This window comes from Chitinophaga arvensicola (assembly GCF_900110835.1).
Taxonomy (GTDB): domain Bacteria; phylum Bacteroidota; class Bacteroidia; order Chitinophagales; family Chitinophagaceae; genus Chitinophaga; species Chitinophaga arvensicola.
This window is the reverse complement of record NZ_FOJG01000001.1, coordinates 1,262,477-1,281,942: the sequence shown is the minus strand read 5'-3', so window position 1 is coordinate 1,281,942 and position 19,466 is coordinate 1,262,477. Positions and strand designations below refer to the sequence as shown.

Here is a 19,466-nt window from a genome sequence, read left to right as displayed (position 1 = left end):
AAACACTTAATTATGGCGCACATTATTCCACTGAACGGAGTTACTCCACAATTTCCTGAAGACTGCTACATTGCTCCCAATGCTACCATAGTAGGGGATGTAGTAATGGGTAAAGGTTGCACGGTATGGTTCAATGCAGTTGTTCGCGGCGACGTTAACAGTATCCGCCTCGGCGAAAACGTAAACGTACAGGACGGGGCAGTGATTCATTGTACCTATCAGAAAACCAAAACCATTGTAGGCAATAATGTGTCTATCGGCCATAACGCCATTCTTCACGGCTGCACCATTGAAGATAATGTGCTGATCGGTATGGGGGCCATTGTGATGGATAATGCCCGTATCAGCAGCAACAGTATCATTGCTGCCGGCGCGGTAGTGCTCAGCGATACCCATGTGGAACCCGGTACCATCTACGCTGGTGTTCCCGCCCGGAAAGTGAAGGATATTGATATGGCGCTGATCAACGGAGAAATTAACCGTATTTCAAAAAACTATAGCATGTATGCCTCCTGGTACCAGAACGCAGAAGAGGTAAAAGTACCTTAATACTCATGTTATAGAAATTTATTATATTGCAGGCAAATACCCTCCTATGAAAATGATTGTATGCCTGCTGCTACTGGGAAGCATCCTGTTTGCCAGCTGTTCATCGCAGAAAACAGGATGCCCTGCTTCCAATTACTACACGAAGGAGATGAAACAACAAAACCGCAAGGCAGGCAAGCAAATGCGCCTGTTCTAAATACGTCCCTATGCGCAAAATCATCTCGCTGGCCCTTTTACTGGTGGCCATTTCGGGCTTTACTGCCTGCAGAACACAAAAGAAAGGCTGTCCGCAACCCCGGCGTAACTGGGGAGCAGAAAAAGTGCTGGATGAACTGGGTAAACCCGGAAAAAATTAATCAGTACTGTTCTTCTTCGATGGTTTCCAGGATAGTGGCGTAGCTCACATAGCGGTCTACATCGATATGCCCTTCTTCTACGGCCACTTTCACCGCACAGCCGGGCTCATTGATATGCAAACAGTTATTGAACTGGCACTGCGTAATGTAGGGTTGCATTTCCAGGAAATAGTGGGAGAGTTCGGCCTTGGGAATATCCACGATACCAAATTCACGGACACCGGGCGTATCGATCAGGCAACCGCCAAAAGGAAGACCATACATTTCAGCAGAAGTGGTAGTGTGCAGGCCTTTACCGCTCCAGCCGCTTACGGCTTTGGTTCTCAGATCCAGGCCGGGCATCAGTACGTTGATCAGGGAAGATTTGCCCACACCGGAATGCCCAGCCATCAGCGTGGTCTTATCTTTCAGCAATGCCCTTACCTCATCTACGCCATTGCCTTTGGCAGCAGAAATCAATAATACCTGGTAACCGATATTGGTGTAGAGTTCTTCTAATTCTTCAAACTTTTCTGTTTCCTTCTCTTTAAAAATATCCTGCTTGTTGAAAACGAGGATCACAGGAATATGATAAGCCGCAGCAGTGACCAGGAAACGGTCGATAAAGCCCTGGGAAGTGCGGGGTTCCTTTACGGTACACACCAGCATCGCCTGGTCCATATTAGCGGCTACAATATGCTTTTTATTCTTTCCGTGGGGAGAGCTGCGAACGATATAATTTTTGCGGGGGCCTATTTCCGTTATCATGGCATTTTTGGCATTGGCGTCACTATCGTCTTCCACAATTTCCACAACATCACCTACTGCGATGGGGTTGGTGGAAGTGATATCATCATTTTTTTTGAAGATACCTTTCATCCTCGCCTGAAATGTTTCACCAGTGGCCGTTTTAACCACATACCAGCTTCCCGTTGATTTATATACTGTTGCTTGCAATACGTTTGGATATTTATAAGATCACCAAAGGTACGCGAATTTGTTTTATGAAGGAGTGAAGCGGAGGGGAGCAGTGTCCCCTCCTCTTTAAGGCAGGCTCTTGAAAACACTGTACCGGAGTACTACTTCCAGCAGGATGCAGCCCAGGGCTATCATGGCCAGCAGGAAGAAATGTTCTGCAAAACGTTTATAGGAAGTGATTTCAACTTTTGTTTTCTCCAGCTGATCAATTTCATCGTAGATACTCTTCAGATCAGTAGTATTGGTGGCGCGGAAATATTTGCCACCCGTTTCTTTTGAGATCTTTTTCATCAGGGGTTCATCTATCTGTACATCCTGCATTACCATTTGCACACTACCATCGGACATTGGCATAGGAAAAGGCGCTTTGCCCATGGTTCCCACACCGATTGTGTATACACGAATTTTGAATGCCTTAGCTATTTCCAGTGCTGTGAGCGGATCTACGAGACCGGTGTTATTCACACCATCCGTGAGCAGGATGATGACTTTACTTTTAGCATGACTGTTACGCAGGCGGTCTACAGAGGTGGCTAATCCCATCCCGATGGCAGTACCATCCTGCAACATACCGCTTTTCACCTGCATGATCTGGTTTTTCAACACCGCATGATCCGTGGTGATAGGACACTGGGTAAAGCTTTCACCGGAGAATACAACCAGGCCTATACGGTCGCTGATACGTTTATCCACGAAATCGGCCGCAACTTTCTTTGCAGCTTCCATACGGTTTGGCTGCAGATCTTCCGCCAGCATACTACCGGAAATATCGATGGCCATTACAATGTCAATCCCTTCACTGTCGATACTTTCAGAGGTATTGGATGTTTGCGGACGGGCCAATGCTACAATGAGTGCAATGACAGCCAGCAAGCGCAGTACCAGTAATAAAGGTCTGAAACGTACTTTCCAGGAAACCGGCAGTCCTTTCAAACCTTCAATAGAAGATACCATCATGACGCTCTTCCGGCCTTTGCGTCTTGCGAAGTACCAATATATCAACACCGGTACCAGCAGCAGGAGCCACAGGAAAACCGGGTAGGCAAATTCAATATTTTTCCAGGTTGAAAAATTCATCAATTATTAGTTAAGATCCATACTGACTTTATGCTTTCTCCAGGGTGGCGTCTGAGCCGGTTTCCTCTGCAGGACCAGCTTTCGGCTTGGTCCATTCCAGGATTTCTTCGGCCTTCTGCATACATCCTTCATGTTCATCTGCCGTAGGCTGTAACTTGGCAAATTTTGCCAGGTCGGCGATGGACAGCAGCGAACGCAGTTTATCTCTTTGCTGGTTCAGCTTAGTCACCGGTTTAATATTCTGCAATAATTCTTCACTGGTTTGTTCCAGGGCGGCAATGCCAAACTGGTGTTCAAAGTAAGTACGCAAAATATCGGTTAACCGGGTATAGTATTGTTTGATATCTCCCTGTTGCCAAACCTTCTCTTCTTTCAATGCTTTCAGATCGGCAATAGCAATTTCGTAAGGTGTAACCGTAGGCACTTTTATCACCGGTTCTTTCTTCGGACGGGATTTGAAGTACCAGATCAGGCCACCGATGATCAGCACGGCAGCTGCGCCTATGGCCAGGTACAGCCAGTAGTCCCAGATGCTCCAGGGCACTGTTTGCACGGCTTTAATAGGCTTAAATGCTTTGGTAGTATCTACCGCAACGGTGTTTACATCCACACCGATAGGCAGAGTTACTGCAGAATCGGGAGCAGCGTTGGCGCCGGTAAATACTTCAAACCGCATGGGAGGAATTTCCCAGTGGCCGGAATCAAAACTGGTGAGGGTGAATGTCTGGTGAAGGATATGCTGATCCTGGTTAATCGAAGTATCCAGGCTGGAGCGGGTCACCACTTCAAAATGTGCCAGGGAATCCGGTAAAACCGGGAACAATACTTTAAAGTTAGCGTCCTTAAACTGTTGTGCCGTCAGCGTAGCGGTAAGTTGCAGTTTTATCTGCTCACCTATCCTGATACTATTGGTATCTGCTTTGGCTGTTACGTCTACCGCCTGCTGTGCCAGCAGGGAGAAGGGAGATAACAACCCCAGTATGCACCATAAAAATATACGCTTTATAACTTGTTGTTTATACATGTTTAATTTGCTCTCCTTTAAATCTTATGCCCTGTTCAGGAAAAATGTTTGTAACGCTTTTACGTAGTCTTCGTCGGTGCGTACACTCACGAGTTCTGCGCCACTTTTCATAAACGCATTTTTGCAATATTGTGAATGCTGCAGGAACTGTTGCTCATAATATTGCCGTACCCGGCGGTCGTTGGTATCGATCCATTGAGTGGCACCGGTTTCGGCGTCAGCTACCTGGATCAGGCCTACCGGTGGCAATTCTCTATCGCGCTGATCGTATACCTGCACACCCACCACATCGTGCCTTTTGGCGGCGATATTCAGTGCATCCTGGTAATTCGATGATAAGAAATCACTCAGCATAAAAACGATGCTGCGTTTCTTGGTAGCGTTATTAAAGAAACGCAGGGTTTCCTTGATATTGGTGCCTTTCCGTTTAGGCGTAAACGATAGTAGCTCACGGATAATGAAAAGGATATGTGATTTACCTTTTTTTGGCGGAATATATTTTTCCATTCCATCGCTGAAAAAGATCACGCCCACCTTATCGTTATTTTTGATGGCAGAGAAAGCCAGTACCGCGCAGAGTTCCGTGATCAGGTCACGCTTGTCCTGTTTTTTGGTACCGAAGGAAGAGCTTTCGCTCATATCCACCAGCAGCATTACGGTCAGTTCTCTTTCTTCTTCAAAAACTTTTACAAAAGGGTGGTTGAATCGGGCGGTTACATTCCAGTCGATCGACCTTACATCATCACCAAAATGATAATCCCTTACTTCGCTGAAGGACATGCCACGGCCTTTGAAGGCGCTGTGGTATTCGCCCGCAAATATATGGTTGGTAAGCCCTTTCGTCTTAATCTCTATCTGCCTTACCTTTTTTAATATTTCAGCCGTATCCAATGGGAAAAATTTTGAGTTATGAATTACGAATAAATACCTGGTGAGATTTACTACTATGGTACTTCTACCGCATTCAGGATTTCGCTCAGGATATTTTCGCTGGTCACGTTTTCCGCTTCTGCCTCGTAGGTTAAGCCTACACGGTGACGCATTACATCAAAGCAGATGTTACGCACGTCTTCCGGGATCACATAGCCACGGCGCTTCATGAACGCATAGGCTTTTGCTGCCCAGGCCAGGTTGATACTGGCTCTCGGGGAACCGCCATATGCGATCAGTGGTTTCAGTTTATTGAGTTTGTATTCTTCCGGATTACGGGTAGCGAAAACGATATCGAGGATATATTTTTCGATCTTCTCATCCATATATACTTCCCTTACCAGTTTGCGTGCTTCCAGGATATCTCCGGGCTGGATGATAGGACGGATAGGAGCAGACAGTTCCGGGTTCAGGTTCTGACGGATGATCTGTTTTTCCTCTTCCTTGGTGGGGTAACCGATCACTACTTTCAGCATGAAACGGTCTACCTGCGCTTCTGGCAGGGTATAGGTACCTTCCTGTTCAATCGGGTTCTGGGTGGCCAGTACCAGGAAAGGTTCATCCAGTTTGAAAGTGGTATCACCGATGGTGATCTGTCTTTCCTGCATGGCTTCCAGCAGCGCACTCTGCACTTTTGCCGGGGCACGGTTGATCTCATCCGCCAGGATAAAGTTGGCGAAGATGGGACCTCTGCGTACTACGAACTCATTTTTCTGCTGGTTATAGATCATGGTACCTACCACATCCGCAGGTAACAGGTCAGGCGTAAACTGTATACGGCTGAATTTCGCGTTGATAGCGGAAGAGAGGGACTTGATAGACAATGTTTTTGCCAGACCGGGTACGCCTTCCAGGAGTACGTGGCCCTGGGCCAGCAAACCGATGAGCAGTCTCTCCACCATATAACGCTGGCCAACAATTACTTTACCTAACTCCATTGTGAGCAGGTCCACGAAGGCGCTTGCCTGGTGAATCTTCTCATTCAGTTGCCGGATGTCGGACGATGTATTTTCCATGCTAATAATTTTTCAGGTGTGCTAAAATAAACATTCTCTGGTCAAATAAAACTTATCACTATGTGAACGGGCCGTTAAAATGCTGTTAAACTTGCCACTGTGGCCTATTTCCGCTACTCAAACCTTTAATGGCGATGCCTAAATTAATAAAGCCCGGCATATTTATATAATATTTTTCCCTATAACGTACATTTGCGGGGAACAAGCTATTGGCAAAACACCAACAATTAAAAGCAACAACATGGAAGATTTTGAGAAGCGCTGGAAACCGGTAGAAGATATGCTGACCGAACGGTTTGGTAAAAAGCCCAACATGGAAGCTATTCTTTTCCTCATAGGCGTCAACGAATTAAACAACCTGAAGAAGAAATATACCAAGGAACAAAAACAGGACCTGATGCACGTGGCCGTATGTACCCTTCTCAGCCAGAGTGGCTACTTTGAGCTGGATGGATATGATAAGGACGGATGGCCTCATTTCAAAGAAATACAACCCGTTCCCAAAATGGAAATGGTGGAACAGGAACAATTCCTGAAAGAACATGTTATTGCTTACTTTACTGATCATGAAGAAGCATAAAAAGTCCTTATGAAGAAACTATTACTCCTGAGTACCCTCTTTTTGCTCATCGTAACCCTGGCAACGGCGAGAGACCGCCGGGTAAAAGTGATCACTCCTTACGGCACTATGGTAATCCGGCTATACGACCAGACACCCCAACACCGGGACAATTTCATCAAACTGGCCAGGGGACACTTTTACGACAGCACCCTGTTTCACCGGGTCATCAAAGGTTTCATGATCCAGGGTGGTGATCCCGATTCCAAACACGCGCAACCCGGCGATACCCTGGGTAACGGTGATGTGGGGTACACCATTCCTCCGGAGTTCCAGCTGGACCTGTTTCACCGCAAAGGCGCACTGGGTGCAGCCCGTGACGACCGCCCCGACAAGGCTTCTTCCGGATGCCAGTTCTATATTGTGCAGGGAAAAGTATTCACTGACGAACAACTGGATAAGCTTGAAAAGACCAGGCTGAAGGGACGTAAAATACCAGTAGATCAGCGGCAGGTATATAAAACAGCAGGCGGCAGCCCACATCTGGATCAGAACTACACCGTATTTGGCCAGGTGATAAAAGGGATGGATGTCATCGATAAAATCGCGGCGCTCAAAACCGATAGCCACGACCGCCCGCTGGAAGATGTGCCCATGAAGATCCGGGTACTGAGAAAATGGTGGTTCTTCTGATAAAAAAGGATAGATGGCTGAAACCCATGTCCGTAGAAAGTCAAAATTTAGGATAACCGGCCGTCGAAATCATAATAGTTTCTGTATTTTTACGGCTCAAAATCAAACTTGATATGAATTTTCCGTCAAATCTGCGTTACACAAAGGATCACGAATGGGTTTTATTAGAAGGTAACGTAGCTACCATCGGTATTACTGAATTTGCACAACGTGAACTGGGCGATATCGTTTTCGTTGATATCAGTTCATTAAACAAACCAGTAAACGCTGAAGAAGTATTTGGTACAGTAGAAGCGGTGAAAACAGTATCCGATCTGTTTATGCCTGTTGCTGGAACTGTCAGCGAAGTGAATCCTGAACTGGAAAGCTCTCCGGAACTGGTGAACCAGGATCCGTATGGTGATGGCTGGATGGTAAAAGTAACCGTAAACAATCCTGCTGATGTGGAAGCACTGCTGGATGCGGCTGCATACCAGGCGCTGGTAGGTGAATAATTCCGACCAAAATAATCTTTTATATAGAAGAGGACAACAGGCCACGTAATTACGGTTGGCCTGTTGTCCTTTTTACAAATGCCGGTTTAAACTAAAGCTCTTATGAAGTTCCTGAGATACTATGTGCCAGCTATCGTGTGGATCATACTGATTCTTGTTTTGTGTACCCTGCCGGGAAATGATATTCCCACCAACGCCTTTTTCGAAAAAGTACATTTCGATAAATTTGTTCACTTTGGTTTATTCGGAGGCATTGTTTTATTCCTGAGCCTCGGCATTTACTGGCAAAAGAAATACATATCCCCTCTTACCTTATTGTTCCTGGTTATCTGTGCTGCCGGTTACGGTTTAGCGATTGAGTTCATTCAGAAATACTGGGCCATTAACCGCAGCTTTGATATGTATGATGTACTGGCAGATACCCTTGGCGCTATTGCCGGCGTATGGGTCTTTAAACTGGTGAAACACTTTTTCCTTACAAAAGGAGAGAAATAAAAAATCCCCCCTGGAACCAGGGGGGAATGTATATCTGCTTATGAGAAATAAGTGTTCTTAATATTTTTATTACTGTTGACCAGCTTCTTTCTTCGCGTCGCTCTTCATTTTATCATTAGCGAAGATAGAGAACTCACAACGGCGGTTAATAGCGCGGTTAGCGTCTGAATCATTTGGTACTTTAGGCTGTGATTTACCATACCAGAAGCCTTGTATACGGTTAGCCGCGATACCCTGCGCCTGCAGATAAGCCATTACAGCTTTCGTTCTTCTCTCAGACAATCCCATGTTGTACTCATCTGTACCCTTGTCGTCCGTATGGCCTTCCACACGTACATAAGTGTCAGGATATTTGTTCAGGACAACAGCCAGTTGTCTGATATTATCCTGCGCTACCGGAGACAGGTTAGATTTATCAAATCCGAATAATACACCTGCATCAAATGTTACATTAATACCTTCACCTACACGTTCTACAGTAGCATTTGGTACTTCTGTTTTTATTTCCTGTGCCTGTTTATCCATTTTCTTACCGATCAAAGCACCACCAGCACCACCTAATGCAGCACCAATAATAGCTCCTAATGCTGTGTTACCAGCCACTTTACCGATTACAGCACCAGCGGCAGCTCCACCACCTACACCAATGGCTGCACCTTTTTTAGTATTGTCCATGCCCTGCCAGGTTTTACAACTGAACAGCATGGTTGCAGACAAGACCACAGCTACCAGAACATTGATTTTTTTCATCATAATAATTTTAGACATGAAGGTTATTAAGCATTAATTCCGTTGACAAAACTAATTGAAAATCTTGTAAGCAAATAGTTTGCCAACTTGATTTAACATTCACAATGTATTGATAAGCACCATTAAACGAGCATTAAAAAATTTGCACGCATATTTCACATAACAATATTTGTGTATACACATAGCAAGTGTGTTTCTTTAAAACAACACCAGTGGCAAAAAGGATCAACCAAGCAGATTTTTTAATAATCCACCAATACCACCGCTGTTATCACCGCCCTGCTGCTGTTGTTGTTGCTGCTGTTGAGCGCCATTGGACAAGAGGCTGGTGAGATCATTAAGATCCACTTTTCCGTCGCCGTTCTTATCGAGGCCACCAGACAGGCTTCCAAGGATACCATTGAGGTTAAGTCCCTGTGCAGAGCCGCCGGTAAGGGAATTCAGGATGCCATCCAGACTGAAGCTGCTGTTGTTTGGATCTTTTGTTTTATTAGACAGTGCACCCAGCACCGTAGGAATAAGGGTAGCCGCCAGCTGTGTAGCAGTACCTTTATCCAGGTTGAATTTCTCCAGGAGTGTACCGATAAAGTTATTGGAGATGTTATTCACCACAGGGCTACCAGCGCCAGGAGCGTCATTCCCGGCCCCTCCCAGTAAAGACAGTACACCTTCGGTATTACCATTGGCCAGTTCCTGTTGCAGACCCGATGCAATAGAAGAAGTAGCAGCGCCGATTACGGCTTCATTCTGTTCATTAGGGACGGCAGGGTTATTCACCACAGCACCCTGTGCATGTTCCCGGACGAGGTCCATTAATTGCTCTAACATTTGGAGATGATTTTAGGGGAAGAAAAGGTTTTCTGCTTTTAGTGCAACGGCTTGTGGCCGCTTACTAAATGTAGGATATTTTGAGTGATTACGAATTAACCGGGTGGAAATTTGTAGAAAGATAACAGCCGGAGATGGCTGCTATCTTTCTACAAACATTTATCAGCTGCCCTGCTTCAGTTTCTCCGCGTTTTCAGCAAACTGGAGGGCGTCAATCATGTCTTTGATTTCACCGTTCATAAAGGCGTCCATGTTGTAAACGGTCATCCCGATACGGTGATCCGTTACACGTCCCTGCGGATAGTTATAGGTACGGATCTTGGCCGAACGGTCGCCGGTAGATACGAGGCTCTTACGCTGGGAAGCGATGGCATCTTCATGCTTACGCACCGCCGCCTCATAGATACGTGTACGCAGCATCTTCATCGCGATTTCGCGGTTAGAGTGCTGGCTGCGTCCTTCCTGGCATTCAACGACTACCCCGGTAGGTATATGCGTTAACCTCACCGCAGATTCCGTTTTATTTACGTGCTGACCACCCGCACCAGACGAACGGAAAGTATCCATTTTTATATCAGCCTCTCTTACATCCACGTCTACTTCTTCTGCTTCCGGCAGCACCGCTACGGTAGCTGCGGAGGTGTGTACGCGTCCGGAAGCCTCTGTAGCCGGTACACGCTGTACACGGTGTACACCTGATTCGAATTTCAGGGTACCATATACATCGTCGCCGTTTACTTCCATCACGATTTCCTTGTAACCGCCCGCTGAACCCGGGTTTTCACTCAGCAAACTGGTGGTCCAGCCTTTGAGTTCGCAGAAACGGAGGTACATGCGGAACAAATCTCCCGCAAAAAGACTCGCTTCATCGCCACCGGTACCGGCACGGATTTCCAGGATGGCGTTCTTCTCATCCTGCGGGTCTTTTGGAATCAGCAAATTACGGATCTCTTCCTCCAGGGCTGTTTTCTGCTCCTGCAGTTCTTCCGTTTCCGCTTTGGCCAGGTCACGCATTTCCTCGTCACCGCTGTCCAGCACTTCTTTGTTGAATGCAATATTGTCCAGCAATTTACGGTAGGCGTCATATGCCTTCACGATCTTTTCCAATTGCCGGTATTCCTTGCTGAGCTGACCAAACTTCTTGTTATCACTAACAACTGCCGGGTTGGTAAGCGCCAGCGATACCTGCTCGAAACGACCTTTTATAGCTTCCAGTTTGTCTATCATAATTATATTTGACTTTTGAGTATCCTTCCCAACCGGGAAATGATACTGCCAATCGGGTTGCAAAATTAACACCATTAACTTAATTAAAGAGCAGGTAATTGAAACAGATCAAATTAAAGGGAAAAGATATATTTAACGGTACGCATCTGCTGGGCCCCGGGAAAGTACTCCTGCTTTCCGAAGATGGAGTAGTAGCGGGGATTGTAGCGGAATCTGAGGCCGGCTCCGACGTCACAGAAGTGGACGGAATTTTATGCCCTGGTTTTGTAAATACCCATTGCCACCTGGAATTATCGCATATGAAAGGCGTAATTCCGGAAAAAACCGGGCTGCCCGCCTTCCTTACCCATGTGATGCAATCCAGGAACCAGGGCGCCGGTGATATCAACGCTATCATCGACAAAGCAGAACAGGACATGTGGGAAACCGGCATTTCCGCCGTAGGCGATATCTGCAACAGCAACGCCACCCTGGTAAAGAAACAACAGGGCAGGATGTATTACCATTCCTTTGTGGAATGCATGGGCGTAGCGCCGGCAGGGGCCAATAGCCGCTACCAGTACAGTATGGACGTGCTCCATTCCTTCCGGGAAATCAATGGTCCCCATCACCAGTGCTCTATTGTACCTCATGCGCCCTATTCTGTGAGTGGTTCTTTATTTGAACTCCTGGCCCATACGCCAGATAATACTCCCGTGTGTATCCATAACCAGGAAACGCCTGCGGAGAATGAACTTTATCAGCAGAAAACAGGGGAGTTCCTGTCTTTCTACCAGCATTTCGGGATGGATATCAGCGCCTTTCAGCCTACCGGCACCAACAGCCTGGAAGCTTACCTGCCTTACTTCTCCGGCAACAAAATCCTGCTGGTACACAATACCTTTACTTCATCCGAAGACATTGAATTTACGCAGCAACAACCCGTAGAAACCTGGTGGTGCCTGTGTCCCCAGGCCAACCTGTATATTGAAAACCGCCTGCCGGATATTGAACAGTTCCGCCGGATGAAATGTAATATCACCCTGGGCACCGATAGCCTGGCCTCTAATCATCGCTTGTCGATCTGGGAAGAAATAAAAACGATCCGGGCGCATTTTCCGGAAATTCCGTTGGAAGAAATACTCCAATGGGCTACTTTTAACGGCGCAAAGGCCCTGGGCATACAGGAAACCTATGGCAGTTTTAACACCGGCTGCAAACCCGGTGTTGTATTGATTAACCAGGAAAGCAGTAGAATTATTTAGCTGTAACTTATGAATGAATTCTTAAACCAGGTCATTTTAGACAACCCCGTACAGGATTACCTGACATTGATGGGCGTTCTGTTGTTTGTATTTATTATCAAACGTTATATTTCGAAGGGATTGGCCACCATCCTGTTCCGGCTGGTGAGACACTGGTCGCCCCAGATTGAAGAAAAAGACTTTATTAACCTTTTGCTGCGGCCACTGGAATACTTTTTCCTGCTGGTCACTTTCATGCTGACCATCGACCGGTTTACCTTTCCGAGGATCCTGAATATCCATGTCTATAACAAGGCCACGCTGCACGATGTTACCAATACCTTACTCAGTCTGGCGCTGAGTATGAGTATTATCTGGATCATGCTCCGGCTCATTGATTTCATTGCGCTGGTACTCGAAAAGAAAGCGGATCTCACGGAAGATAAAACCGATAACCAGTTTATCATTTTCTTTCGCGACTTTTTCAAGGCGATCGTTTTTATCATGGGCGCCATTGCCTTTATCCGAATCCTGTTCGGACCGGGACTGGTAGAAAAGATCATCGCGGGTCTTGGAATAGGTGCGGCGGCCCTGGCTTTGGCGGCAAAAGAAAGCATCGAAAACCTGATCGGATCTTTCATTATCTTCTTTGATAAACCTTTCCGTGTAGGCGACAGCGTTAAAGTGGATTCCTGGCAGGGTTCTGTGGAAAAAATAGGATTGCGCAGCACCCGTATCCGTACACTGGAAAAGACTTTCGTAACCGTACCCAATAAAAAAATGGTTGATAGTATCCTGGATAACCTGTCGCTGCGCACGCAACAGCGGGTAGCCCTGAGGCTGGAGCTGGGAACGGAAACGCCGGCAGAAACACTGTTGTTGTTTTTACAGGACCTGCGCCAGCTGCTGAAAAGTAATCCTAACATACTGGAGGCCTTTACCGTAAACCTCAACGATTTTACAAAAGATACCTATGTGATCCAGATTGTGTTTAACACCTATATCATTGATGGGGCGCAGTATACCGCTTTGCGGGAAACGGTAAATCTTGGTATCATCCGGCTGCTGGAGGCGAGGGGACTCAAGTTACCCACTACTTCCACGAGTGTTACCGTAACGGATAACAGGGCATTGTAAAAAAGACCGGGGAGATAACAACAGCTATAGCTGTTGTCATCTCCCCGATATATATTCAGACAAGAAGCCTTACTCTTTCTCTTTATTATCTTTTTCTTTCTTCGTGCTGCTCAGCAGGATACGGGAAAGATCGCCTTCTACAGACTCTTTGGGCGTACCTACGATACGGCCTTCTTCTTTACCATCCTTCATTACAATGATAGTAGGCAGCTTTTTTACTTTGTAATCTACTGGTGAATCTGTCTGCAGTTTTTTATCTGCGGCAAACATGACGATCTGTTCGTCGGGACTGCCACCGGTAATCATTACTTTATACAGGGCGGGTACTACCTCGCGGCTAGCATCGTCCCAGGTGCCCATTACCACTACCAGGTTGAAATTGGAGCGGTTGGACTTAATATAGTTGAGCATATTGTCGTTCGGCTGATAGCTGTTTACACCTTTGTAGAACCACGTGGTAGAAGTGTCGTTCATCAGTGTTTTCATATCTATTTTACCCTTTAATACTGATCCACTCTGGGCCCAGGCCAGGGATGAGAATAACAGGCCGCCACCCAATAGTAATGTTTTCAATCGCATAATGATGTTTTTATAATTGATCTTTCAGTTCCGTCAGGAAACCCCGTACTTTTAGCAAAGCCTGTACCATTTCGAAATTGCGGGCTGCCAGCTTGTGATCTTCTTTCAATTTTTGCTTCGCGCCTTCAATCGTATATTTTCTTTCCCGGAGCAGGTGGTAGATTAACTTAAGGTGTTGTATATCTTCCTGCCGGAAAAGGCGGTCGCCTTTGCGGTTTTTTTTAGGTTGCAGTATATCAAACTCATTCTCCCAATAGCGTATCAGCGAAGTGTTTACCTTGAACATGGCGGCCACCTCACTTATAGAATAATACTGCTTATCCAATACCAATTTATCCAGTTCCATAATCAGATCCGGGTCCTCCGATAACTCTTTCAATGATTTACGCCCCCGTTTTTTACCAAGTATGGTAGCTGCTACGGCAGCTTTCTTGCTGCTGGCCTTTGCTTTTACTTTAACTGGTCTTGTTGCCGCAACTTCAGCAGGATGCGGTACTCCAGATGTCGAAAAAAGGTCTAGCTGGTGCATCGTAGTAAAAAACGAGGTGACAAATATCTTTTACGAAGATGAAGTTAAGCTTTTAGCCTTTAGCTTAAGCTTTTGTACCAGCATTTTTTGGGGGCGAACAGATGATATGCTGCCTGGAGGAATTACATAACCACTTAAAAACTAATACTTAACAAGTACCTGTTTTAGTCGAACGACTGGTTTCCGGACCTTGCCATTTTCAACATACGGTCGAACTGTTCAGGAGTAAGATCATTAAAGAAGAAGTATACCGGGTCTACCTTATCACCATTTTTAATTACTTCGTAGTGGCAGTGCGGGCCGGTAGATTTACCGGTGCTGCCCACCCAACCCAGTACATCGCCGCGTTTTACTGCCTGACCTGCCTTTACCTTCATGCGGAGCATGTGGCCGTAGAGGGTTTTGTAGCCGTAGCCATGTCTTACCACCACGTGGTTACCATATCCTACGTCGCTCAGGCTGGCCTCTTCGATGGTACCATCGCCGGTAGCATAGATAGGGGTGCCGCTGGGCGCTGCAAAATCAAGTCCGGCGTGGTATTTCATGGTTTTATAGATAGGATCGATCCTATATCCGAAACCAGAGGCAATATGTTTAAGATCTTTATTGGATACGGGTTGGATAGCGGGAATGGACGCCAGCATCTGCTGTTTGTTCTTCACCATCTTATCTATTTCATTGTAAGATGCTTCCTGTGCTTTTACCCGGTTGTTGAGTTCCTTGAGCAGCACAGAAGTAGAGGCAATGATTTCACTGCTGGCAAAAGATTGCAGCTGGGCGGCTTCCTCATCCCGCTTTACTTTACCCAGGCGGGTACTGTCGGGAATGGGAGAAGCTTCAAAGATGACACGGTAAATTTCATTGTCACGGTCTTCCAGTTCGGCCAGTTTCCCTTTGACTTCCCTCATACGCCCCTGCAACGCATCGTATTTTTCCTTCATACCTTCCAGGTCCCGGCGGAGTGATTTCTCCTTGGGAGAGTCAACCAGGCGGTACGCTACAGAAAGGAAAATAGCCCCGGTAACGATAGCAGCAGACACAAATCCCAGTATTCTCAGGATTTTTACCCGCAGGGAAACAACGAGTTTCTCGTATTTTAATGTTTGGGTATTATAAAAATATTTAACCTTCTTCATGCACCAGGGTATACTTTATGCGCCATAGTGCAGTGAACGCTATGACAGCCGATTTATTTCACGAGGTACAAACTTAATGGATGCTATTAGTTGGCATTTCTTTTCCCACTGAACTATTTTTGCCGGGTAACAGAACCTGTTTTGCATAATCATACAGGTTTCGATATTTTTGCACTCCCTTTAACACGGCGGGAAAATAAGGCGCACAAACCTACTGTAATTAGATTAAAACATCAACCTTTTGAATGTCAATTTTCTAACTACTTTATAAGGGCTTGAAACACAGTTACAAGCCCAAAGCTGGTTAAAACGCCTTTATAAGATATAAAATACATATTAATTCGTATCAATATTTATGACAGCATCTGAAATAAGACAGCAATTCCTGGACTTTTTTGCGTCAAAAGGGCACCAGATTGTCCCATCTGCCCCTATCGTTATCAAAAACGACCCCACCCTGATGTTTACCAACGCGGGCATGAACCAGTTTAAGGATTATTTCCTGGGCAACAGGGTTCCGCCTAACAAAAGAGTGGTAGATACGCAAAAGTGCCTGCGGGTAAGCGGCAAGCACAACGACCTGGAAGAAGTAGGTATTGATACTTACCACCATACTATGTTTGAAATGCTCGGTAACTGGAGCTTTGGCGATTACTTTAAAAAAGAAGCCATTGCCTGGAGCTGGGAATTACTCACAGAAGTATACAAAATCCCAAAAGACAAACTCTATGTAACTGTTTTTCAGGGAGATGACAAAGAAAATTTACCTAAAGACGAAGAAGCTTACAACTTCTGGAAAGAACATATCGCAGAAGACCGCATCCTGTTAGGAAACAAAAAGGATAACTTCTGGGAAATGGGAGACACTGGTCCTTGCGGTCCCTGCTCCGAAATCCATGTGGATTGCAGAACAGATGAAGAAAAAGCCCTGGTAGACGGCAAAACCCTGGTAAATGCCGACCATCCACAGGTGATTGAAATATGGAACAATGTATTCATGCAGTTCAACCGCCTGAAAGATAAATCACTGGAACCATTGCCCGCCCAACACGTGGACACAGGTATGGGACTGGAGCGCCTGGTAAGGGTGATGCAGAATAAAACTTCCAACTACGATACCGATCTGTTCATGGGTACCATCCACACCACGGAAGGCCTCACCGGTAAAAAGTACGCCGGAACAGACGAGAAGAAAGACGTAGCATTCCGCGTAATTGCAGATCATATCCGCGCCATTGCGTTTACCATTGCCGATGGACAATTACCATCCAATACCGGCGCCGGTTACGTCATCCGCCGTATTCTCCGCAGGGCAGTCCGCTATTATTTCTCTTTCCTGGATGTGAAAAAACCACTGCTGCATGACCTGGTACCCGTACTGGCGGCACAGTTTTCACATGTATTCCCGGAACTACAGCAACAGGTAGAGTTTGTTAAGAAAGTAGTTTACGAGGAAGAAAACAACTTCCTGCGCACACTGGAAAGCGGTATACGCCGTATCGAAGATTTTATTCAGCATGCTACTGCCAAAGCCGTTGATGGAAAAACTGCGTTCGAATTATATGATACCTACGGATTCCCATATGACCTTACCAGCCTGATTGCTGCGGAAAATGGCTTCTCTGTGGATGAAAAAGGCTTTGATGCCGCTATGAAAGAACAGAAAGACCGTTCCCGCGCAGCTACTGAACTGGATATGGGCGACTGGGTAGTACTCGACGAAACCCCTAACTCCGTATTCGTAGGCTACGAACAACTGGAAAGCACTACCAAGCTGCTGAAATACCGTACAGTAAAGGCAAAAGGCAAGGAACAGTTCCAGCTTGTACTGGGTCAGACACCTTTCTATGCAGAAAGCGGCGGACAGGTAGGAGATACCGGCACCCTGTATTTCGGTGAAGAAGTGATCCACGTAACCGATACCAAAAAAGAAAATAACCTTACTATACATTTTGCAGATAAACTGCCTGCACAGCCAACTGCCACAGTAAAAGCAGCGGTAGCCAAAGAGAAACGCCAGAATACCGAACGTCATCACTCCGCTACCCACTTACTGCATGCGGCGCTGCGCCAGGTGCTGGGTACACACGTAGCACAGAAAGGCTCCCTCGTAAATGCAGAGGCACTGCGTTTCGACTTCTCCCACTTTGCCAAAGTAACCGATGAGGAACTGGCACAGATAGAAGCGATCGTGAACGAAAAGATCCGCGCCAATATCCCGGTAGTGATCCGTGAACTGCCTAAGGAAGAAGCCCTGAAACTGGGTGCGATGGCCCTATTTGGTGAAAAATACGGAGATGTGGTACGCGTGGTGATCATGGATCCCGCTTATAGCGTGGAACTCTGTGGCGGTACCCATATCAGCTCTACTGGCGAACTGGGTCAGTTCAAATTTGTTTCTGAAGGAGCTGTAGCTGCCGGCGTTCGTCGCGTGGAAGCGGTAACCGGCGCCAAAGCCGAAGCTTTTGTAAATGAGCAGCTGCAACAACTGAAAGAAATCAAAGCTGCCCTGAAAAATCCGAAAGAACTGGTAAAATCCATAGAAACATTACTCCAGGATAAAGCTTCCCTTGAAAAACAACTGGAGGCGCTTGAACTGGAAAAAGTACGGGCACTGGCTGCTACCATTCGCGACCAGGCGGAAAACATCAATGGGGTGAACTTCCTTGGGCTGGTTGTAAATGTGAGTAACGCAGAAGGCCTGAAACAACTTTCTTTCCAACTGAAAAATGAGATCCCCGATCATGTACTGCTGTTTGTAGCCAACATCGGTGGCAAAGCCAGTGTTGCACTCAGCATAGATGAGCAACTGGTAGCTGCGAAAGGTTGGGAAGCGCCAAAGATCATTAAAGAGCAGGTAGCTCCGCTGATCAAGGGAGGTGGCGGCGGACAAAAATCCTTTGCTACAGCAGGCGGACAAGAAACAGATAAACTGGATCAGGTAGTGGCAGCAGTGAAAAAGCTGATCACCGCTTAATCATCTCCATCATAAATTATATAGAAAAGGTGTCTCTTCATTTACAGAGACACCTTTTCTGTCTCCACCCATTTCCCTCCCCAATAGTCATATATTTCGTATCTTGTCTTCACTTTGTTTCAACATTCGCTGTTATCCCCAACACCAGAGCAGCAATAAAACCTGCCAGAAAAATCGCCACCAAAGTGCCGGTATACCGGTCATCTTCGTTTTTTTATGTGCATGTTTGGGGAGCAAATCTAAGACCGGAATGTTTAGCTATTTACAGACATTTCACTGAATGGGTCTTTTGATATTACCCGCTGTGTTTATTGAAGAAATCCGATAGATAATTAAAAAAGTATGTCCAATCAATTGTTACAACGTGTGGCGAGGGGTGATCATGATGCATTCAGATTGCTGTTTGAAGAATATGCAGAGAAGATGCATGCAGCCGTTTACGGATATACCAAATCCCAATGGGTGGCAGAAGAACTGGTGCAGGAAATGTTTATCCGCCTCTGGAAGTACCGTCAACAGCTGGAGAAAGTGGAAGATACCAGCGGATACTTATACCGCATGACTTTCAACCTGATCAACGATTGGCTGAAAAAGACCATTAACGAAAAAAACATCCTGGAGGCAGTAGCACATCATAAAACATCAAATCCTTATGATGCAGAACAGCAGATCCGGAATGACGAATTAAAACGCATCCTTGCAGCGGCTATAGATCAGCTACCACCACAGAAGAAACTGATTTACCAACTTAACAGGGAACAGGGTTTCTCTTACCAGGAAATAGCCCAGATGCTGCAATTATCTCCCAGTACTGTTAAAAACCACCTGGTGGAAGCCACCAAATTGTTACGAACCTATCTGAAAAACTATTCATTGTCACTTGCATTGGTGGTTGTAAAAATTTTTTTAAGCAACTAGACCTTTTTTCTT

General features: G+C 46.0%; 23 protein-coding genes. 12 read left to right on the top strand and 11 right to left on the bottom strand.

Going from position 1 to position 19,466, the window contains the following annotated elements:
* The first annotated feature begins 12 nt into the window (after window positions 1-12).
* Genes BMW79_RS05490 through BMW79_RS33815 form a run of 3 tightly spaced genes read left to right on the top strand, consistent with a single transcriptional unit; the run spans window position 13 to window position 905 of the window.
* On the top strand, window positions 13-549 hold the full coding sequence (locus BMW79_RS05490; RefSeq protein ID WP_089891598.1) for a gamma carbonic anhydrase family protein: 537 nt from the start codon (window positions 13-15) through the stop codon (window positions 547-549).
* A gap of 46 nt (window positions 550-595) precedes the next feature.
* Window positions 596-745: a hypothetical protein gene (locus BMW79_RS33820; RefSeq protein ID WP_177192051.1), complete on the top strand. Its 150-nt coding sequence runs from the start codon at window positions 596-598 to the stop codon at window positions 743-745.
* Window positions 746-755: 10 nt separating this feature from the next.
* A complete protein-coding gene (locus BMW79_RS33815; protein WP_177192050.1) occupies window positions 756-905 on the top strand; it encodes a hypothetical protein in 150 nt (49 codons plus the stop codon).
* Here BMW79_RS33815 and rsgA read toward each other — a convergent pair whose 3' ends face one another.
* The 5 genes from rsgA to BMW79_RS05465 form a co-directional block, all read right to left on the bottom strand.
* Entirely contained in the window at window positions 906-1,841 is a 936-nt protein-coding gene (gene rsgA / locus BMW79_RS05485; protein WP_089891595.1) for a ribosome small subunit-dependent GTPase A, read from the bottom strand.
* Window positions 1,842-1,928: 87 nt separating this feature from the next.
* A complete protein-coding gene (locus tag BMW79_RS05480) occupies window positions 1,929-2,939 on the bottom strand; it encodes a vWA domain-containing protein (RefSeq protein WP_089891593.1) in 1,011 nt (336 codons plus the stop codon).
* Window positions 2,940-2,967: 28 nt separating this feature from the next.
* Window positions 2,968-3,963, bottom strand: a complete 996-nt coding sequence (locus BMW79_RS05475; RefSeq protein WP_089891590.1) for a hypothetical protein — start codon at window positions 3,961-3,963, stop codon at window positions 2,968-2,970.
* A gap of 24 nt (window positions 3,964-3,987) precedes the next feature.
* Window positions 3,988-4,854 carry a DUF58 domain-containing protein gene (locus BMW79_RS05470; protein WP_089891588.1) on the bottom strand — a complete coding sequence of 289 codons (867 nt, stop codon included), beginning with the start codon at window positions 4,852-4,854 and terminating at the stop codon, window positions 3,988-3,990.
* 53 nt (window positions 4,855-4,907) lie between these two features.
* Window positions 4,908-5,909 (bottom strand): AAA family ATPase, encoded by a 1,002-nt coding sequence (locus BMW79_RS05465; RefSeq protein WP_089891585.1) that lies wholly within the window; start codon window positions 5,907-5,909, stop codon window positions 4,908-4,910.
* A 241-nt stretch (window positions 5,910-6,150) separates the two neighbouring features.
* Between BMW79_RS05465 and BMW79_RS05460 the strand changes: the two genes are divergently transcribed.
* From BMW79_RS05460 to BMW79_RS05445, 4 genes are all read left to right on the top strand, one after another.
* Entirely contained in the window at window positions 6,151-6,489 is a 339-nt protein-coding gene (locus BMW79_RS05460; RefSeq protein ID WP_089891582.1) for a hypothetical protein, read from the top strand.
* A 9-nt stretch (window positions 6,490-6,498) separates the two neighbouring features.
* Window positions 6,499-7,161 (top strand): peptidylprolyl isomerase, encoded by a 663-nt coding sequence (locus BMW79_RS05455; RefSeq protein ID WP_089891580.1) that lies wholly within the window; start codon window positions 6,499-6,501, stop codon window positions 7,159-7,161.
* 113 nt (window positions 7,162-7,274) lie between these two features.
* Window positions 7,275-7,655: a glycine cleavage system protein GcvH gene (gene gcvH / locus BMW79_RS05450; protein ID WP_089891577.1), complete on the top strand. Its 381-nt coding sequence runs from the start codon at window positions 7,275-7,277 to the stop codon at window positions 7,653-7,655.
* A 102-nt stretch (window positions 7,656-7,757) separates the two neighbouring features.
* Window positions 7,758-8,150 carry a VanZ family protein gene (locus BMW79_RS05445; protein ID WP_089891574.1) on the top strand — a complete coding sequence of 131 codons (393 nt, stop codon included), beginning with the start codon at window positions 7,758-7,760 and terminating at the stop codon, window positions 8,148-8,150.
* 69 nt (window positions 8,151-8,219) lie between these two features.
* On the opposite strand, the gene BMW79_RS05440 is transcribed toward BMW79_RS05445, so the two are convergent.
* The 3 genes from BMW79_RS05440 to prfA all read right to left on the bottom strand — a co-directional run bounded on the left by BMW79_RS05440 (window position 8,220) and on the right by prfA (window position 10,955).
* Window positions 8,220-8,900 (bottom strand): OmpA family protein, encoded by a 681-nt coding sequence (locus BMW79_RS05440; protein ID WP_089896790.1) that lies wholly within the window; start codon window positions 8,898-8,900, stop codon window positions 8,220-8,222.
* 225 nt (window positions 8,901-9,125) lie between these two features.
* Entirely contained in the window at window positions 9,126-9,728 is a 603-nt protein-coding gene (locus BMW79_RS05435) for a hypothetical protein (RefSeq protein WP_089891571.1), read from the bottom strand.
* A 162-nt stretch (window positions 9,729-9,890) separates the two neighbouring features.
* Complete coding sequence (gene prfA / locus BMW79_RS05430) at window positions 9,891-10,955, bottom strand: peptide chain release factor 1 (RefSeq protein ID WP_089891568.1); 1,065 nt, start codon at window positions 10,953-10,955, stop codon at window positions 9,891-9,893.
* A gap of 98 nt (window positions 10,956-11,053) precedes the next feature.
* On the opposite strand from prfA, the gene BMW79_RS05425 reads away from it, so the two are divergent.
* Complete coding sequence (locus BMW79_RS05425; protein WP_089891565.1) at window positions 11,054-12,199, top strand: amidohydrolase family protein; 1,146 nt, start codon at window positions 11,054-11,056, stop codon at window positions 12,197-12,199.
* Window positions 12,200-12,208: 9 nt separating this feature from the next.
* Window positions 12,209-13,315: a mechanosensitive ion channel family protein gene (locus tag BMW79_RS05420; protein ID WP_089891563.1), complete on the top strand. Its 1,107-nt coding sequence runs from the start codon at window positions 12,209-12,211 to the stop codon at window positions 13,313-13,315.
* A 69-nt stretch (window positions 13,316-13,384) separates the two neighbouring features.
* Here BMW79_RS05420 and BMW79_RS05415 read toward each other — a convergent pair whose 3' ends face one another.
* Together BMW79_RS05415 and BMW79_RS05410 are read right to left on the bottom strand one after the other, a co-directional pair.
* On the bottom strand, window positions 13,385-13,894 hold the full coding sequence (locus BMW79_RS05415) for a YbbN family protein (protein ID WP_089891560.1): 510 nt from the start codon (window positions 13,892-13,894) through the stop codon (window positions 13,385-13,387).
* A 10-nt stretch (window positions 13,895-13,904) separates the two neighbouring features.
* The gene (locus BMW79_RS05410; RefSeq protein ID WP_245752387.1) at window positions 13,905-14,273 is read right to left on the bottom strand and encodes a MerR family transcriptional regulator; all 369 of its coding nucleotides are present in this window, start codon (window positions 14,271-14,273) and stop codon (window positions 13,905-13,907) included.
* Between the two features lie 28 nt (window positions 14,274-14,301).
* Here BMW79_RS05410 and BMW79_RS33700 point away from each other — a divergent pair, with 28 nt between their 5' ends.
* A complete protein-coding gene (locus BMW79_RS33700; protein WP_143059086.1) occupies window positions 14,302-14,553 on the top strand; it encodes a hypothetical protein in 252 nt (83 codons plus the stop codon).
* A gap of 34 nt (window positions 14,554-14,587) precedes the next feature.
* Here the strand turns inward: BMW79_RS33700 and BMW79_RS05405 are convergent, their stop codons facing one another.
* Complete coding sequence (locus tag BMW79_RS05405; RefSeq protein ID WP_089891557.1) at window positions 14,588-15,559, bottom strand: M23 family metallopeptidase; 972 nt, start codon at window positions 15,557-15,559, stop codon at window positions 14,588-14,590.
* Between the two features lie 355 nt (window positions 15,560-15,914).
* On the opposite strand from BMW79_RS05405, the gene alaS reads away from it, so the two are divergent.
* Window positions 15,915-18,536: an alanine--tRNA ligase gene (alaS, locus tag BMW79_RS05400; RefSeq protein WP_089891555.1), complete on the top strand. Its 2,622-nt coding sequence runs from the start codon at window positions 15,915-15,917 to the stop codon at window positions 18,534-18,536.
* A gap of 342 nt (window positions 18,537-18,878) precedes the next feature.
* Complete coding sequence (locus BMW79_RS05395; protein WP_089891552.1) at window positions 18,879-19,454, top strand: RNA polymerase sigma factor; 576 nt, start codon at window positions 18,879-18,881, stop codon at window positions 19,452-19,454.
* Window positions 19,455-19,466 lie beyond the last annotated feature (12 nt).

What these genes read in the sequence shown, in the direction of transcription:
- BMW79_RS05490 (WP_089891598.1), top strand. Translation starts at nt 13, where the DNA reads ATGGCGCACATTATTCCACTGAACGGAGTTACTCCACAATTTCCTGAA.
- BMW79_RS33820 (WP_177192051.1), top strand. Translation starts at nt 596, where the DNA reads ATGAAAATGATTGTATGCCTGCTGCTACTGGGAAGCATCCTGTTTGCC.
- BMW79_RS33815 (WP_177192050.1), top strand. Translation starts at nt 756, where the DNA reads ATGCGCAAAATCATCTCGCTGGCCCTTTTACTGGTGGCCATTTCGGGC.
- BMW79_RS05480 (WP_089891593.1), bottom strand. Translation starts at nt 2,939, where the DNA reads ATGAATTTTTCAACCTGGAAAAATATTGAATTTGCCTACCCGGTTTTC.
- BMW79_RS05475 (WP_089891590.1), bottom strand. Translation starts at nt 3,963, where the DNA reads ATGTATAAACAACAAGTTATAAAGCGTATATTTTTATGGTGCATACTG.
- BMW79_RS05465 (WP_089891585.1), bottom strand. Translation starts at nt 5,909, where the DNA reads ATGGAAAATACATCGTCCGACATCCGGCAACTGAATGAGAAGATTCAC.
- BMW79_RS05460 (WP_089891582.1), top strand. Translation starts at nt 6,151, where the DNA reads ATGGAAGATTTTGAGAAGCGCTGGAAACCGGTAGAAGATATGCTGACC.
- BMW79_RS05455 (WP_089891580.1), top strand. Translation starts at nt 6,499, where the DNA reads ATGAAGAAACTATTACTCCTGAGTACCCTCTTTTTGCTCATCGTAACC.
- gcvH (WP_089891577.1), top strand. Translation starts at nt 7,275, where the DNA reads ATGAATTTTCCGTCAAATCTGCGTTACACAAAGGATCACGAATGGGTT.
- BMW79_RS05445 (WP_089891574.1), top strand. Translation starts at nt 7,758, where the DNA reads ATGAAGTTCCTGAGATACTATGTGCCAGCTATCGTGTGGATCATACTG.
- BMW79_RS05440 (WP_089896790.1), bottom strand. Translation starts at nt 8,900, where the DNA reads ATGAAAAAAATCAATGTTCTGGTAGCTGTGGTCTTGTCTGCAACCATG.
- BMW79_RS05435 (WP_089891571.1), bottom strand. Translation starts at nt 9,728, where the DNA reads ATGTTAGAGCAATTAATGGACCTCGTCCGGGAACATGCACAGGGTGCT.
- prfA (WP_089891568.1), bottom strand. Translation starts at nt 10,955, where the DNA reads ATGATAGACAAACTGGAAGCTATAAAAGGTCGTTTCGAGCAGGTATCG.
- BMW79_RS05420 (WP_089891563.1), top strand. Translation starts at nt 12,209, where the DNA reads ATGAATGAATTCTTAAACCAGGTCATTTTAGACAACCCCGTACAGGAT.
- BMW79_RS05415 (WP_089891560.1), bottom strand. Translation starts at nt 13,894, where the DNA reads ATGCGATTGAAAACATTACTATTGGGTGGCGGCCTGTTATTCTCATCC.
- BMW79_RS33700 (WP_143059086.1), top strand. Translation starts at nt 14,302, where the DNA reads ATGGTAGCTGCTACGGCAGCTTTCTTGCTGCTGGCCTTTGCTTTTACT.
- BMW79_RS05405 (WP_089891557.1), bottom strand. Translation starts at nt 15,559, where the DNA reads ATGAAGAAGGTTAAATATTTTTATAATACCCAAACATTAAAATACGAG.
- alaS (WP_089891555.1), top strand. Translation starts at nt 15,915, where the DNA reads ATGACAGCATCTGAAATAAGACAGCAATTCCTGGACTTTTTTGCGTCA.
- BMW79_RS05395 (WP_089891552.1), top strand. Translation starts at nt 18,879, where the DNA reads ATGTCCAATCAATTGTTACAACGTGTGGCGAGGGGTGATCATGATGCA.